Origin of the sequence: Teichococcus globiformis, assembly GCF_042646265.1 — a bacterium.
In the GTDB taxonomy this organism is placed as follows: Bacteria; Pseudomonadota; Alphaproteobacteria; order Acetobacterales; family Acetobacteraceae; genus Pseudoroseomonas; species Pseudoroseomonas globiformis.
The window spans coordinates 472,208-486,912 of record NZ_JBHRTN010000008.1; the positions used below are offsets into that span (position 1 = coordinate 472,208).

Genomic DNA, 14,705 nt, shown 5'->3' on the forward strand with positions numbered 1-14,705 from the left:
GCGCTCAGGCGGAGAGCCCCAGCTCGTCCTGCCGCCGCTTGTCCAGCTCCTCGCTGTAGCGGCGCAGCAGATAGCTCGCCTTCACCAGCCCCAGCACGCGCGACGTGTCGCGCTGGTCCACCACCGCCAGCGCCTCGGCATCCGCCGCGTCGAACAGCGCCATGGCCTGCTTTGCGTTCTGCGCCGGCAGCAGCACCTGGTCCGCGAGGTGGATCAGTTCCTCCACGGTTTCGGCCTCGTCGGCCTCCTGGCTGTGCGCCTCGGCCACGTGGATCAGGCCGGCGTAGCGGTCCGCCCGGTCCAGCGCGATCACGTATTCCGTGGCGCCCAGCGGAAAGTCGCGGCGGAAGGAGGAAAGGCGGGTGTCGCTCCGCACCGTGCGCACCTCGCGCCGCATCAGCTTGCCCACGGTCAGGTCGTGCAGCCAGCCGACATCGTGGGCGGAACGGATCGCCTCGCCGCGCAGGTGAAAGCGCCAGGTGGCGAAGGAATAGCCGAACAGCCGCCGCGTAATGGTGGTGGAAACGAGCACCGCTGCCACGGCCACCCCGGCCACGGCGAAGTCGCCGGTTGTTTCCAGCGCGATAAAGGTCATGGCCAGTGGCGCGCCGATCACCGCCGCGCCAAAGGCGCTCATGCCCACGATCGCGGTCAGCAGCGGATCCACCTGGATCCCCAGCATCGCCGCCGGCACCGCCATCACCTTGCCCAGCAGCGCCCCCAGCAGCAGCGAGGCGAAGAACAGCCCGCCCCTGAACCCGGAGCCGATCGAGATGGCCGAGGCCAGCGCCTTCAGCACCAGCAGGATGAACAGCGGAAGGGCGGGCCCCTCGACCATGAAGGTCACGTGCAGCGCGGCATGGCCTGCCGACAGAACAGCCGGCGTCGCTTGCGCCAGCGCACCCACCATCAGCCCGCCCACCGCCGGCCGCAGCCAGCTCCAGGGGATCACCCGGCGCAGCCCGGCCTCGGTGAAGGTGACGCCGCGCATCAGCGCGATGGCGGCCAGCCCGCAGCACAGCCCGACCGCCAGTGCCATCAGCCCGTCATCCCAGTCGGGCGGCGCCACCCCGCCCGAGATCACCGGCGTGGTGCCGCCCAGCACGCGGGACACGATGGTGCCCGTCACCGCCGCCGCCACCACCGGCGCCAGATGCGCGATGGCATAGGCGCCGATCACCAGCTCGAAGGCGTAGAACGCGCCGGTCAGCGGCGCCTGAAACGAGGCCGCGATGGCCCCCGCCGCGCCGCAGCCCACCAGCACCCGCAGGTCGCCGCGCCGCAGCCCGAAGGCGCGCCCCAGCCGCGAGGCGATGCCGCCCCCCGCCTGGGTGTAGGCCGCCTCCAGCCCCACCGAGGCGCCGAAGCCGTTGGACACCAGGTTCTGCGCGCCCACCACCGCCGCATCGCTCAGCGACATGCGCCCGCCATGAAGCGCATTGGCCTCGATCGGATCGATGGGCGAGCGCGGCCAGTAGCGCTGGACGACGAGGCCCAACCCGGCGAGCAGCAACCCGCCCGCCGCAGGCGCCAGCAGCAGCACCAGCGGTTCGACATCGCGAATGGCGCTCAACCCGTGCGCGCTTTCCGGCCCGAACAACAGCCAGTGCACGCCCTTCGCCGCCAGGCCGAGGAGCGAGGCCACCAGCCCCGCCAGCCCACCCGCGGCGATGCCGAGCGCGATGATGCCCAGCTCGCTCTGCCGCACCGCGTCGCGCAGGGTGGAGGAGGTGAAGCGCTCCTGCACCCGGCGGCGCATCAGGGCGGCCTCCCGGCGGAAGCGGCGCCGTGCCCAGCGCACACGGATGGCGGGCCGCGAAGCGGATCGGGTGCCGGCGGCGGACATCAATCGGACTCTTTCCAGCCGCAGGCGGCAAAGGCGGGGCATAGGGCACGGGGCACCGGCGCCACCGCCTCCAGCACCGGATCGAGCGGCAGCCGGATGGCACGGGCCAGCAGGTGCAGCCCTGCATGGAAGCCAGGCGGCACTGCCGTGCCATAGAAGGGATCGCCCAGGATCGCCCAGCCTTCCGTGGCGCAATGCACGCGAAGCTGGTGGGTGCGCCCGGTTTCTGGGCGCAGCTCCAGCCAGGCGAGGCCCTCACCGCGTCCCTTCACCCGCCACCGGGTGAGGGCAGGCTGGCCATCGGGATGCGCCTCCATCCGCCAGCCGGCGGCGGCGCTGCTCACCTTGCGCAGCGGGTGGTCGATGCGGCCCGACTGCGCCGATGGCCCCCCATGCACCACGGCCCAGTAGGTCTTGCGCGCCTGTCCGCCCGCGAACAACGCGCCCAGCTCAGCCAGCGCCGGCTTGGTGCGGCCCAGCACGAGGCAGCCTGCCGTATCGGTGTCCAGCCGGTGCGCCGGTTGCGGCACGCGCCGCCTGCCCACCCCCAGGGAGGGCAGCAGCGCCTCCAGGCTGGGGCCGCCGCGCGGCCCGGCATGCACCGGCAGCCCAGCCGGCTTGTTGATCACCAGCACGGTGTCCGTTTCCGCCAGGATGGCGGGCAGCGGGAAGGTCGGTGGCGTTTCCCGCTTCAGCCCGGTTCCGGCCCCGCCCCCGGCATCGCCGCGCCGCACGCGGTTCGGCGTGGGGCGGGGCATCCGGCCCACAGGCGGAGCGGCCCGCGCCACATCAGGCTGCGGCGGCGGGCAGCATGCGGGACGTGCGCTCAGCCCACTCGAAGTACAGTGCGCGCGCCTTCTGCGCGACCGGCCCGATCGGCAGAGTGCGGCCCTCGAAATTGGTGCAGAACTGCACCTTGCCGAAATTGCCGGTGGCGAAGATCTCGTCCGCCTCGTGCAGCATCTGCTCGGTGACGACGCACTCCCGCGCCTCGATCCCGGCGGCGTTCAGCAGCCCTAGCACGCGGGAGCGGGTGATGCCGGCCAGATAGGTGCCGTTGGAGACCGGCGTCATCACCACCTCGTCCTTCACCAGCATCAGGTTGGAGGTGGCGAACTCGGCGATGTTGCCCTCGTGGTCGCGCATCACGGCATTGTCGAAGCCGCGCTCCCGCGCCGCGCCGGCGGCGCGGGAAGAGTTCGGGTACAGGCAGGACGCCTTGGCGTCGGTCGGCGCCATGTCGGCCGCCGGGCGGCGGAACGGCACCATGCAGGCCGAGAAGCCCTTGGACACGTCCGGCATCGGCGAATCGTAGATCGACAGGATGAACTCGGTGGTGGAGCCATCCGGCTGCGCCGCGCCGATCCCCTTGCGAACAAAGAACATCGGCCGGATGTACAGCTCGGCATCGGCCGGCATCATCGCCACGCCCTCGCGGCACAGCGCCTCGATCTGTTCGGCGCTGTGGGTCGGCTGCATCGCCATGGCATGGGCCGAGCGGATCACCCGCTGGCAATGCAGGTCGAGGTCCGGCACCAGTCCGCGAATGGCGCGCGCCCCGTCGAACAGGATGGAGCCGAGCCAGAAGGCGTGGTCCATGGGTCCGAGCACCTTCGGCTCCTCGGTCAGCCACTTTCCGTCATGCCAGAAGACGCCTGCCATGTTTTCCTCCCTCAGGCTCCGCGATCGGGCGGAACAGTGACATGCCCCGCCCGCGGTTTGAAGGGCGGGCCACCCCGCCCCGGCATCAGTTCGCGCCGAAGATGTCCGGATAGGCGAACAAACCCACCGCGCCGCCGGTGTGGATGAAGACGATGTTCTCGTCCGGGCCGAACTGCCCCTTGCGGATCAGGTCGATCAGCCCGGCCATGCCCTTCCCGGAATACACGGGGTCGAGCAGGATGCCCTCCTTTTCGGCCAGCAGCTTGATCGCCTCCACCATGCCCTCGGTCGGGATGCCGTAGCCCTGCCCGACATAGTCGCAATTGGCCACCACATGCTCAGCCCTCACCGTGCCCTCCGGCAGGCCGAGATGCGCTGCGGTGCGCTGCGCCAGCCCCAGCACGTTGGCTTCCTGCTGCGGGCGCGGGGCGCGCACGCCGATGCCGAGCACCGGGATGCCGGAATTCAGCCCGACCAGCCCGGCCACCAGCCCCGCCTGGGTGCCGGCCGACCCGGTCGCGTGCACCACGCGGTCGATGCGAAGCCCCATCTCGGATGCCTGGTTCACCAGCTCCAGCGCGGCGTTGACGTAGCCCAGCGCACCCACGGGGTTCGAGCCGCCGCCGGGAATGATGTAGGGCTTGCGGCCGGCGTTCTTCAGCTCGGCCGCGCGTGCCTCCATGGCGGCGGCCATGTCGGTGCCGCCGGCAAAGCGGCTGATCTCGGCACCGTGCAGCAGGTCCAGCAGAACGTTACCCCCCTGCGTATAGGCGGTCTCGGTGTTCCCGGTGCGGTCTTCCAGCAGGATATGGCAACCGAGGCCGAGCTTGGCCGCCGCCGCCGCGGTTTGCCGCGCATGGTTCGACTGGGTGGCGCCCTGGGTGATCACGATGTCGGCGCCTTGCTGCAACGCCTCGGCCATCAGGTATTCGAGCTTGCGGGTCTTGTTGCCCCCGGTGGCAAGCCCCGTCGCGTCGTCGCGCTTGATCCAGAGCCGCGGCCCGCCGAGATGCTTGGAAAGGTTGTCCATCGGCTCCAGCGGCGTCGGCATGTGGCCGAGCCGGATGCGCGGAAAGCGGGCGAGGTTCATGGCGGGTCCTCCGAACAGTCTTGTGGTCAAAGCTTTGCCTGGCACGCCGGGTGGCCGCCGGGGGCGCGAAGCCTAGGCCCGCCGCGCCCCGCCGCAAACCCCGGCCCGGACGGGTGGATGAAAGGGGAGGGGCCGCGTCCGCCCGCCCGTGCTAAGCCGCGCCGCATGTCGCAGCCTCCCGTCCTCCGCCGTTCCGCCCCGAAGCCACCGCCGCCTGGCCCGGTGCGGCCGCCCCTGCCGGAACCCGACCGGCTTTGCGGCCTTGCTGCCGTCGCCGGCGCCTTTGCGCACCGGCCCGATTCCATTCTGCGCCTCTTCTACCTGGAGGCCCGCCGCGCCGAGGCCGGCGGCTTCTGTGCCCGGCTGGCGCGGGAAAAGAAGCCCTACCGCGAAGTGCCCGCCGACGAGTTGGCGAAGATCGCCGGCACCGCGCACCACGGGGGCATCGTCGCCATCGCCACGCCGCGCCGCGTGTCCCTGCTGCCCGACCCGCTGCCCGAAATCCTGCCGGAGCCGATGTTCCGCGCCGGGCTGCTGCCGGTGCTGGACGGCATCGGCAACCCGCACAATCTTGGCGCCATCGCCCGCTCGGCGGCGTTTTTCGGCTGCGGCGGGCTGATGCTCTCGGGCGATCCCCGCCAGGCCGGCCTGTCCGACGCCGCCTACCGCACTTCGGAAGGCGGGCTCGAGGCGCTGGGCCTGGTCCGCACGCCGGACCTGCCGGCCGCATTGGCCCGGCTGGCGCCGCACTGCCTCACCGTCGCGGCGGTGGCGCGTGGCGGGCTGGCGCCGGCCGGGATCCGGGCCGCGCTGCCCGCCGGCCGCCCGGTGGCCCTGGTGCTGGGCAATGAGGAGCAGGGTTTGCCGGGTGCCACGGTCGCCGCCTGCGCCGCGCGGGTGACGCTGCCCGGCTCGGGCGCGGTGGAAAGCCTGAACGTGTCCGTGGCCGCGGCGGTTCTGATCCACGCCCTGACCGGGCGGGGGTGACCGGCACGTCATGATTGCTTGAAGCGGAGAACCGGCTGCGTCAGAACCGACCCCCGGATCCCACCGGAGTTCCCAAGACCATGACGATTCGCCGCCGTGCCGTTCTGGGCGCCGCCGCCACCTTGCCCGCGCTTCTCGCGGCTCCCGCCATTTCGCGGGCGCAGGCCAGCTTTCCGTCCCGCCCTCTGCGGCTGATCGTGCCCTTCGCCGCCGGCGGGTCGGTGGACATGACGGGCCGGTTGATGGCCCAGGCGCTGCAGCCGGTGCTGGGCCAGACCGTGGTGGTGGACAACCGCGGCGGCGCCGGCGGCAATCTGGGCGCGGCGGAGGCCGCACGCTCCGAGCCTGACGGCCACACCATGCTGCTGGCTTCCGCCTCCATCCTGGCGGCCAACAAGTTCCTCTACACCAAGTCGATGCCGATCGACCCGATCACCGACCTGGCGCCCGTCACCCGCGTCACCACCGGCACGGTCTACCTCACGGTGAACGGCAACAGCCCCTACAAGAGCTTTGCCGAGGTGATCGCGGCCGCCAAGAAGGATCCGGGCAAGCTCACCATGGGCTCCTCCGGCACGGGCACCGTCAGCCACCTGACCCTGTCGCGGGTCTGCAAGGCGACAGGCGCCGACATCACCCATGTTCCCTACCGCGGCGGCGCCCCGGCGCTGCAGGACTTGCTGGCCGGCAACGTGGACATGATGTTCGACGTCATTCCGCTGTCCATGGTGCATGTGCGCGAAGGCCGCATCCGCGTGCTGGCCGCCGCCTCCGCCGACCGCACCACCTTCGCCCCCGAGCTGAAGGACGTGCCGGGCATGAAGGAACTGCTGCCGGGCACCGGCATCGACATGCAATCCTGGTACGGCATCAACGTTCCCGCCGCCACGCCGGCGGACCGCATCGCCCGCCTGCACCAGGCCATCCTCCAGGTGGTCGACACGGACGAGTTCCGCTCCAAGATGGAGCCCAACGGCTTCACCACGGTGGTGGACCGCAGCCCGGCCGAGTACGGCGCCTACCAGAAGGGCCAGGAGCAGGTCTGGAAGGCGTTGGTCGAGGAATCCGGCGCCAGCCTCGAATAGGTCCGAAAGGGCGGGGCGCCTGGCTTATCGCCGGTATGTCCCGGCAAGGCGTCCTTTCCCCCCGCCCCCAATGGCCCGATGATGCTTCGCCACGACCGAGAAAAGGGCGATTCTCCCATGCGCCGCGATCCGAAGACCCGCCCCTCCTCCACCTCCAGGCCCGCGGCGCTGGCCGCGCCGGCCCTCGCGCTCGGCGCGATGCTGCTGCCCGCCGCGCCAGCCGCCGCTGCGGCTCCGCCGCCGGAGCTGACCTGCCCCGACGATGCGGCAATGCAGGCCATGGCGGCCTCGCTCCTGGCGGGCGCCCCGGTCACGCCCTTCGGCCGCGCGCTGTCGATGCAGGACGCGCTCTGCGCCCAGGGCAAGCTGGTCGCGGCGCTGAAGCCGAAACTGGGCGAGACGGTGGGATGGAAGGTCGGGCTGACCAACGCGGCCGCTCAGAAGCGCTTCGGCACCGAGCATCCGGTGGCGGCGCCGATCTATGCCGAAACGGTGCGGGCGAAGTCCGGCGCCACGCTGCCGGCCAAGTTCGGCGCCAGCCCGGCGATCGAGGCCGACCTGATCGTGCGGATCAAGGACGCCGATATCGCCCAGGCGGGCAAGGACCCGGTGGAGATCCTGAAGCACATCGACCAGGTGATCCCCTTTATCGAGATGCCCGATCTGGCCTTCGACGACCTGTCGAAGATGAACGGGCCGAACCTCGTCGCAATCGGTGTCGGTGCCCGGCTCGGCGTGGTGGGTGAGCCCGTCGCGCCCGAGGCCACGGCCGAGTTTGCCCGGCGCCTTGGCGAGATGACGGTGCGGATGGAGGCGGATGGCAAGGAACTGGCTTCCGCGCCCGGCTCCGCGCTGCTCGGCCATCCGCTGAACGTCATTCCCTGGCTGGTGGGGGAGCTGGCCTCGCGCGGCACGGCCTTGCAGGCGGGCGATCTGGTTTCGCTCGGCGGCTTCTCCCCCGCCTTGCCGGCCGAGGGCGGGCGCCGCTACACCGTTACCTACACCGGGCTCCTGGCCGAGCCGCTGCATGTTTCCGTCGCTTTGCAGTAGGCGGCCGGACGTGACAGGAGTCCATGCTTGACCGGCGCGGCACGACGTTGCATCCGGCAGGCTCTGTTGACCTTGTGGCTGTGAAAGGGTCGCGATGCTGGCCTTGCGCGTGATCCCCTGCCTGGACGTCAAGGATGGCCGCGTGGTGAAGGGCGTCAATTTCGTTGCCCTCCGCGATGCCGGCGACCCGGTGGAGCAGGCCCGCGCCTACGATGCCGAAGGCGCGGACGAGATCACCTTCCTCGACATCGGCGCGACGCATGAGAATCGCGACACCATCTACGACGTGGTGTCGCGCACGGCGGCCGAGGTGTTCATTCCCCTCACCGTCGGCGGCGGCGTCCGCTCGGTGGAGGATGTGCGACGCCTGCTGCTGGCCGGTGCCGACAAAGCCAGCATCAACTCCGCGGCCGTGTCCGACCCCGACCTGGTGCGCCGCGCCGCCGAGGCCTTCGGCAGCCAGGCCATCGTGGTCGCCATCGACGCGCGAACGGTTGCGCCCGGTCGATGGGAGATCTTCACCCATGGCGGCCGGCGCGAAACCGGCATCGACGCCGTGGAATGGGCCGGGCGCATGGAAAGCCTGGGTGCGGGGGAATTGCTGGTGACGTCGATGGACCGCGACGGCACCAAGTCCGGCTTCGACCTGGAGTTGCTGCGGGCGCTGCGAGGGCGGGTGCGCCTGCCGCTGGTCGCCTCCGGCGGCGTGGGTGAGGCGCGGCACTTCGTGGAAGGCGCGGAGGCCGGGGCCACCGGCCTGCTCGCCGCGAGTGTGTTTCATTACGGGGAAATGCGGATCGGCGAGGCCAAGGCGGCCCTTGCCGCCGCCGGGCTGCCGGTGCGGCCCCTTCCGCTTGCGAGGGCTGGCTGATCAAATGGCGAAGGACACCAAGAAGAAGACGGTGAAGAGCAAGGCCGCCGCCGCGCCGCGCACCAAGAAGCGCACGGCCACGGTGCTGCCCATGCCGGACCAGATCCTGGCCGGCGGTGCGCCGCGCAAGGCGGTGCTGCGCGCCGCCGGCAAGCACCTGGCTCCGCTCGACGTGCCGGCGCCGGGCGACATCGAGGTGCTGCAACGGTTGTGGGACACCATCGAATCGCGCCGCACGGCGGGCGAGTCCGCCAACTCCCACTCCGCCCGCCTGATGGCGCGCGGCACCGCCAAGGTGGCGCAGAAGCTGGGCGAGGAAGCGGTGGAATGCGTCATCGAGGCGACGCAGGGCAACCGGCCGGAGCTGATCCTGGAAAGCGCCGACCTGCTCTACCACCTGATGGTGGTCTGGGTGGATGCCGGCATCCGCCCAGAGGAGGTGTGGTCCGAGCTGACGCGGCGGGAAGGGATCTCGGGCATTGCCGAGAAGGCCGCCCGTCCCAAGGGCATCCTGCGCGCCGCCGACACCACCAAGCTGCCCTGAAGCCAGCCGCCAAGAAGGAAGCCGCCCATGCCCGTCTCCGGATTGCCGCCCTATGACGAGGGCAACATCTTCGCCCGCATCCTGCGCGGCGAGATCCCGTCGCGGAAAGTGCATGAGGACGAGTACGCGCTGGCCTTCCACGATATCGCCCCGCAGGCGCCGGTGCATGTGCTGGTGATTCCCAAGGGCCGCTACGTCTCGGCCGCCGATTTCACTGCGCAGGCGGGGCCGGAGGAGATGGCCGGCTTCTGGCGCGCTGTGGGCCAGGTGGCGCGGCAACTCGGGCTGGAAGGGCAGGGCTACCGCATCCTGACCAACATGGGCGCCGATGCCGGGCAGGAAGTGCCGCATTTCCACGTGCACATCTTCGGCGGCAAGCCGCTGGGTCCGATGCTGGTGCGCGGCTGAGCCCGCCGCCGCCCTGACGCTTCCGCCCCTTGATCCAGGGCGCCGGCACAGCAACATGACGATGGTCATGGCCGACATCACCGCCGAAGCAGAGGCGCGCCACGCGCTCGACGCCGCAGGCCAGCTCCCGGATGAGGAGCTGGACCTCGCCAACATTGCCCTGCAGCTGGCGCGGATCGATGCGCCGGACGCGGATGCCGCCGCCGCCGCCGCGCACCTGTCCGAGGTGGCCCGCGCCGCGGTGGACGCCGCCACCGCCAACAAGGCGGCCGATGAAGGCGATGCCGAGCGGCGAGCCGCCGTGCTGCGCGCAGTGCTGGAGCAGCGCTTCTCCTACCGTGGCGACACCGAAACCTATGACGCGCCGGAAAACGCCAACCTGATCCGCGTCACCGAGCGCCGGCGCGGCCTGCCCGTGGCGCTGGGGCTGATCTGGCTGCACGCGGCCGAAGCCGCTGGGTGGAACGCGTGGGGCCTCGATTTCCCCGGCCACTTCCTGATCGCGCTGGAAGGGCATGACGGGCCCTGCATCGTTGATCCCTACCAGCCCGCGCAGCCGCTCGCCGCCCCTGCCCTGCGCGCCATCCTGAAGCGCATGCAGGGCCCGCAGGCCGAGCTGCGGCCGGAACAAACCGCCCCGGTGCCGCGCCGCGCCGTGCTGCTGCGGTTGCAGAACAATCTCAAGCTGCGGCGCCTGCAGGCGGGCGATGTGCGGGGAGCGCTCACGGCAACGGAGGACATGCTGCGCTTCGCCCCCGCCGCCGCTGCGTTGTGGCGCGAAGCCACGTTGATGAACCAGCGGCTCGACCGCATCGGCGCGGCGTTGACCTGCATCGACCGCTACCTGGCGCTGATCCCGGCCGAGGGCGAGGCCGCCCGGCGCGCCCGTGCCATGGCCGCCGAGTTGCGCCAAAGGCTGAACTGAAGCACCGTCGGAACGAAGGGGTGGCGCGCTGCTACTCCACCGCCTCGTCCGGCAGCAGCCCCCACAGATCGGCGCGGCGCAGGAAACCCTCGTGCCCGCTGACCTGAACCTGGCACCAAGTGCTGCCGGTCCGGCAAGCGCGTAGCCGCCCGACCACCCCCGGCTCCAGCTTGGCCACCACGGCACCGCTCTCCGCTTCCGCGCCGCGCAGGATCAGCTCGTGCTTGGCCGTCACCAGAAAGGTGCGGCGGCCGGCCAGGGTCGATTGATGCACCCAGCCCTCCGTTCCGTCCATGTCGCGGATGCGGCGCCACTGGTTGTATTCGCGGATGATGAGCACCGGCAGGTCGCGGCGCTGGTAGCTCCACTCGATCGGGAAGCGCGTGTCGGGACCGATGCGCAGATTCACGTCGCTGCTACGCAAGGACACGAAACGCGGCACGGGTAACCCGGTGGCGGTGCCGACGCCCGGCTGGTCCAGCTCCTGCCGGCTTGGCGCGGGTGAGGCTGGAACCTCGGCCGCTGCGCCCGCCGCCGCACCTGCGGCCGCTCCGGCCGCCGCCCCCGCCGCTGCCCCTGGCCGCTTCACCGGTGTGCGGGGCGATGCCTCGGTCGGCGTCGGCCGGGATTGGGATGCCGGCCGCTGCGTGGCATTGCGCGCAGGCGCATCGCCGCGGGGCGTCGCCGGCGCGGACCTCTGGCTTCCCTGCGCCGGCTGGGCCTGATTGCCTTGGGCCTGGCTGGCCGGGGCCTGGGGGCGGTTGCCCGGGCTGGGCGCCGTTTGGCTTCGGGCCTGCCCCTCCTGTGTCCGCGTGGCGGAAGGCTGCGCTGGCGCCGACGGGCGCTGCGGCACCGCGCCCGGCGGTGGCCGCAGCACCTGCGAGGGCTGCGGCGCCGGCGGCGCCGTGCCGCGCGGAACGGGCTGCGGCACGCCCGGCTGCGGGGCACCCAAGCTGGAGCCCCCCAGATTGGAGCCTCCAAGGCTGGATTGCGCCACCGCCGGCCAGGCCAGCAGCAGCGCCAGAACGGGGGAGATCAGAACAGGGGAGGTGAAACGAAGCCAAGCCATGGCGGGGATCATGGCGCGCAAGGCAAGGTTGCGGTCAAGCGGACAAACGCAACGAATCGACGACTTTCCTCACAGCGACAGCATTTGTCCCGCACCTGTCGCCGAAAGGAAGCTCACCACTCCCGCCAGCTCCACCCCGGGCACCAGAGCGGCAGGATCGATCCCCTCGGCGCGCAGCCCCGCCTCGCAGGCCATCATGCGGATGCCCAGTTCCTCAGCGGCTTCCCACAGCGTGCCGATGCCAGCCACGCCCCGCCCGGCCAGCAGCGCCTCGCGCGGGTCGGCGGCCAATGGCAGGCCCCGCAGCATCAGCCGGCACCCCCCATTGGTGCTGAACAGCACAACCGGTCGCCCCACCGCCGCCGCGCCCGTGGCCAGAACCAGTGCGTAGTGCGCCGCCTCATGCCCGCCCGAGCGCAACAGGATGCCCAGCGGAAGCGATTGGGCGCTCACCGCGCGGCGCAGGCCGGGCGGGAGGCTCCGCCATGCGCTTCCATCCCGTGGATGGTCGGCGCATCTCCGCACAGCGCGCAGGCCGGGTCGCGCGGCAGCCGGATGGTGCGGAACCGCGCCTCCAGCGCGTTCCAGATCAGCAGCCGCCCCGCCAGGCTTTCCCCGATGCCAAGGATCTCCTTCAGCACCTCGGTGACCTGCAGCGTGCCCATTACCCCCGTCACGGCGCCGAACACGCCTGCCTCAGAACAGCTCGGCACCAGCCCCGCGGGCGGTGGCTCCGGGTGGAGGCACCGCTGGCACGGATAGTTCCGCCCCAGATGGGATTTGTAGACCGAAAGCTGCCCCTCGAAGCGCAGCACCGCCGCCGAAACCAGGGTGCGCCCCAGCAGGTGGCAGGCATCGCCGAGCAGGAAGCGCGTGGCGAAATTATCCGTGCCGTCACACACCAGATCGTAGCGCGGGATCAGCTCTTCCGCGGCGGACGCGTCCAGCCGGCGTGGATGCACCTCCACCGCAACCTCGGGATTCAGGCGGAGGATCGTCTCGGCCGCGCTGTCGGCCTTGTTGCGGCCGATGCGCGGCGTGTCGTGCACCACCTGCCGCTGCAGGTTGGACAATTCCAGCCGGTCATCATCCACCAGCCCGATCGTGCCGATTCCCGCCCCTGCCAGGTACAGCGCCAGCGGCGATCCCAGCCCGCCCGCGCCCACCACCAGCACCCGCGCGGCCCGCAGCCGCGCCTGCCCTACGGCCCCCACCTCCTGCAGCAGGATGTGCCGGGAATACCGGTGCAGCTCGGCTTCGGTGAAATCGAGATCCATGCAGGCGACGATAAGGGCGGCGGCACGCCCAGCGCCAGGGGGCGCTCCCCTTCCGCACGTCTTCCATTGCCCGTGGGAGCGGGAATTCGCCTGAGCGGCCGGGAACCGGGCCAGCCGGGGACGGCGCCTTCCTTGGCCAAGGCCATGGCGTGGCGGTGCGCACCGTCGGTGTTCAGCAGGGCCGGGATGGTGGAACCGCCGCCCGGCCGTTCCTCAATGCCCCGTGCTGCCGAAGCCTCCGGCGCCGCGCGCTGTATCCGGCAGGAACTCCACCTCCGCCCAGTCGGCACGGGTCACGGGCGCCAGCACCCCCTGGGCGATGCGCATGCCGCGCTCGATGGTGAAGGCCGTGTCGCCGGCATTCATCACGATCACCTGCACCTCGCCGCGATAATCCTCGTCGATGGTGCCGGGGCTGTTGGGCAGCACGATGCCGTGCTTCAGCGCCAGGCCGGAGCGCGGGCGCAACTGCAGCTCATGCCCGGTCGGCAGGGCGACGCAGAGCCCGGTGGGCACCAGCGCGCGCGCCCCGGGGTTCAGGGTCAACGGCTCGGCCACCGCCGCCAGCAAATCGAAGCCGGCGGCGCCGGCGGTGGCGTAGGAGGGCAGCGGCAGCCCTTCGGCATGCGGCAGACGGCGAACGGCCACCGTGGCGCGGCTCATGCCTCGGCTCCGCCGGCCAGGGTTTCGGCCACGCGCGCCGCAAGCTTCGCCGCCACTTCCTCCTTGGGCAGGTCCGGCCAATCCTCCACCCCGCCCGCCGTCACCAGATGCACCGCGTTGCGGCTGCCCCCGAACACATCGCCCGACACGTCGTTCGCCACGATCCAGTCACATCCCTTGCGCTGCCGCTTCGCCACGGCATTGGCCACCACATTCTCGGTTTCCGCGGCAAAGCCGACCACAAGGCGTGGCCGCCGCGGATGGGCCGAGAGCGTCGCCAGGATATCCGGGTTCAGTGCCAGCTCCAGGGGCGGAAGCGGCTGCCCCGGCACCTTCTTCAGCTTCTGCGGGGCCATCCCGGCGCTGCGCCAGTCGGCCACGGCGGCCGCGCAAACGGCCGCGTCGGCGGGCAGCGCGGCCTCGCAGGCCGCCAGCATTTCCCTTGCCGTCCCGATCCGCGCCATGCCCACGCCCGGCGGGTCGGGCAGCGCAACGGGGCCGGAAACCAGGGTGACGCGCGCGCCCAGCGCGGCCAGGGCGGCGGCGATGGCATGTCCCTGCCGGCCGCTGCTGCGGTTGGTGATGTAGCGCACGGGGTCGATCGGCTCCTGTGTCGGGCCGGAGGTCACCAGCACATGCCGTCCCGCCAACGGAGCGGGAAGGGCAGGCGGCGCGGCACCCAGCAGGCGGGCAACGGCCTCCAGCATCTCCGCCGGCTCGGCCAGGCGCCCGGGGCCGCTTTCCGCCTCGGCCATGGCACCAGTGTTCGGGCCGATCACCCGAACCCCCCGGGCTTCCAGTGCCGCCATGTTGGCCCGCGTGGCCGGATGCGCCCACATCGCCCAGTTCATCGCAGGCGCCACCAGCACCGGCCGGTCGGTCGCCAGCAGCAGGGTGGTGGCCAGGTCGTCGGCCAGTCCATGCGCCATCCGCGCCAGCAGATCGGCCGAGGCCGGCGCCACCACCACCAGGTCCGGCAGCCGGGCCAGCCGGATATGGCCGATCTCGGCCTCGGCGGCGAGCGACCACAGATCCTGGTGCACCGCTTCCCCGGCAATGGCCTGGAGCGCGTGCGGAGTGACGAAGTGGGCCCCGCCCTGCGTCAGCACCGGCGTGACGGAGGCTCCTGCCTTGCGCAGCAGCCGCGTCAGTTCCAACGCCTTGTAGGCGGAAATACTGCCCGAAACGATGAGGAGGATGCGTTTTCCATCGAGCATTGCAGAAAGCT

The 14,705-nt window shown here is 71.5% G+C and carries 16 protein-coding genes; 7 read left to right on the plus strand and 9 right to left on the minus strand.

Features of this window, described 5'->3' with window-relative positions; all coding sequences use genetic code 11:
- Positions 1-4 precede the first annotated feature (4 nt).
- The 4 genes from ACFOD4_RS09520 to cuyA all read right to left on the minus strand — a co-directional run bounded on the left by ACFOD4_RS09520 (position 5) and on the right by cuyA (position 4,598).
- Positions 5-1,846 carry a chloride channel protein gene (locus ACFOD4_RS09520; RefSeq protein ID WP_379595898.1) on the minus strand — a complete coding sequence of 614 codons (1,842 nt, stop codon included), beginning with the start codon at positions 1,844-1,846 and terminating at the stop codon, positions 5-7.
- Positions 1,846-2,604, minus strand: a complete 759-nt coding sequence (locus tag ACFOD4_RS09525) for an RluA family pseudouridine synthase (RefSeq protein WP_379595900.1) — start codon at positions 2,602-2,604, stop codon at positions 1,846-1,848. The genes ACFOD4_RS09520 and ACFOD4_RS09525 overlap by 1 nt, the downstream gene beginning before the upstream one ends.
- A gap of 31 nt (positions 2,605-2,635) precedes the next feature.
- Complete coding sequence (locus ACFOD4_RS09530) at positions 2,636-3,508, minus strand: branched-chain amino acid aminotransferase (protein ID WP_379595902.1); 873 nt, start codon at positions 3,506-3,508, stop codon at positions 2,636-2,638.
- Between the two features lie 85 nt (positions 3,509-3,593).
- The gene (cuyA, locus tag ACFOD4_RS09535; RefSeq protein ID WP_379595904.1) at positions 3,594-4,598 is read right to left on the minus strand and encodes a D-cysteate sulfo-lyase; all 1,005 of its coding nucleotides are present in this window, start codon (positions 4,596-4,598) and stop codon (positions 3,594-3,596) included.
- Between the two features lie 165 nt (positions 4,599-4,763).
- On the opposite strand from cuyA, the gene ACFOD4_RS09540 reads away from it, so the two are divergent.
- From ACFOD4_RS09540 to ACFOD4_RS09570, 7 genes are all read left to right on the plus strand, one after another.
- Positions 4,764-5,585 (plus strand): TrmH family RNA methyltransferase, encoded by an 822-nt coding sequence (locus ACFOD4_RS09540; RefSeq protein ID WP_379595906.1) that lies wholly within the window; start codon positions 4,764-4,766, stop codon positions 5,583-5,585.
- Positions 5,586-5,665: 80 nt separating this feature from the next.
- Positions 5,666-6,670 carry a Bug family tripartite tricarboxylate transporter substrate binding protein gene (locus ACFOD4_RS09545; RefSeq protein WP_379595908.1) on the plus strand — a complete coding sequence of 335 codons (1,005 nt, stop codon included), beginning with the start codon at positions 5,666-5,668 and terminating at the stop codon, positions 6,668-6,670.
- A 117-nt stretch (positions 6,671-6,787) separates the two neighbouring features.
- Positions 6,788-7,720: a 2-keto-4-pentenoate hydratase gene (locus ACFOD4_RS09550; RefSeq protein ID WP_379595910.1), complete on the plus strand. Its 933-nt coding sequence runs from the start codon at positions 6,788-6,790 to the stop codon at positions 7,718-7,720.
- Between the two features lie 94 nt (positions 7,721-7,814).
- Entirely contained in the window at positions 7,815-8,591 is a 777-nt protein-coding gene (hisF, locus tag ACFOD4_RS09555; RefSeq protein WP_379595912.1) for an imidazole glycerol phosphate synthase subunit HisF, read from the plus strand.
- 4 nt (positions 8,592-8,595) lie between these two features.
- Positions 8,596-9,135: a phosphoribosyl-ATP diphosphatase gene (locus ACFOD4_RS09560; RefSeq protein WP_379595914.1), complete on the plus strand. Its 540-nt coding sequence runs from the start codon at positions 8,596-8,598 to the stop codon at positions 9,133-9,135.
- Between the two features lie 27 nt (positions 9,136-9,162).
- Positions 9,163-9,543 (plus strand): histidine triad nucleotide-binding protein, encoded by a 381-nt coding sequence (locus ACFOD4_RS09565; protein WP_379595916.1) that lies wholly within the window; start codon positions 9,163-9,165, stop codon positions 9,541-9,543.
- A gap of 67 nt (positions 9,544-9,610) precedes the next feature.
- The gene (locus ACFOD4_RS09570; protein WP_379595918.1) at positions 9,611-10,468 is read left to right on the plus strand and encodes a SirB1 family protein; all 858 of its coding nucleotides are present in this window, start codon (positions 9,611-9,613) and stop codon (positions 10,466-10,468) included.
- Between the two features lie 31 nt (positions 10,469-10,499).
- Here ACFOD4_RS09570 and ACFOD4_RS09575 read toward each other — a convergent pair whose 3' ends face one another.
- The 5 genes from ACFOD4_RS09575 to coaBC all read right to left on the minus strand — a co-directional run bounded on the left by ACFOD4_RS09575 (position 10,500) and on the right by coaBC (position 14,694).
- The gene (locus ACFOD4_RS09575) at positions 10,500-11,537 is read right to left on the minus strand and encodes an SH3 domain-containing protein (protein WP_379595920.1); all 1,038 of its coding nucleotides are present in this window, start codon (positions 11,535-11,537) and stop codon (positions 10,500-10,502) included.
- Positions 11,538-11,606: 69 nt separating this feature from the next.
- Entirely contained in the window at positions 11,607-11,990 is a 384-nt protein-coding gene (locus tag ACFOD4_RS09580; protein WP_379595922.1) for a DsrE family protein, read from the minus strand.
- Positions 11,987-12,814 (minus strand): HesA/MoeB/ThiF family protein, encoded by an 828-nt coding sequence (locus ACFOD4_RS09585; RefSeq protein WP_379595924.1) that lies wholly within the window; start codon positions 12,812-12,814, stop codon positions 11,987-11,989. The genes ACFOD4_RS09580 and ACFOD4_RS09585 overlap by 4 nt, the downstream gene beginning before the upstream one ends.
- A gap of 213 nt (positions 12,815-13,027) precedes the next feature.
- On the minus strand, positions 13,028-13,477 hold the full coding sequence (dut, locus tag ACFOD4_RS09590; protein WP_379595925.1) for a dUTP diphosphatase: 450 nt from the start codon (positions 13,475-13,477) through the stop codon (positions 13,028-13,030).
- Positions 13,474-14,694, minus strand: coding sequence for a bifunctional phosphopantothenoylcysteine decarboxylase/phosphopantothenate--cysteine ligase CoaBC (gene coaBC / locus ACFOD4_RS09595; protein WP_379595927.1), 1,221 nt, complete (start codon positions 14,692-14,694; stop codon positions 13,474-13,476). The genes dut and coaBC overlap by 4 nt, the downstream gene beginning before the upstream one ends.
- Positions 14,695-14,705: the final 11 nt, after the last annotated feature.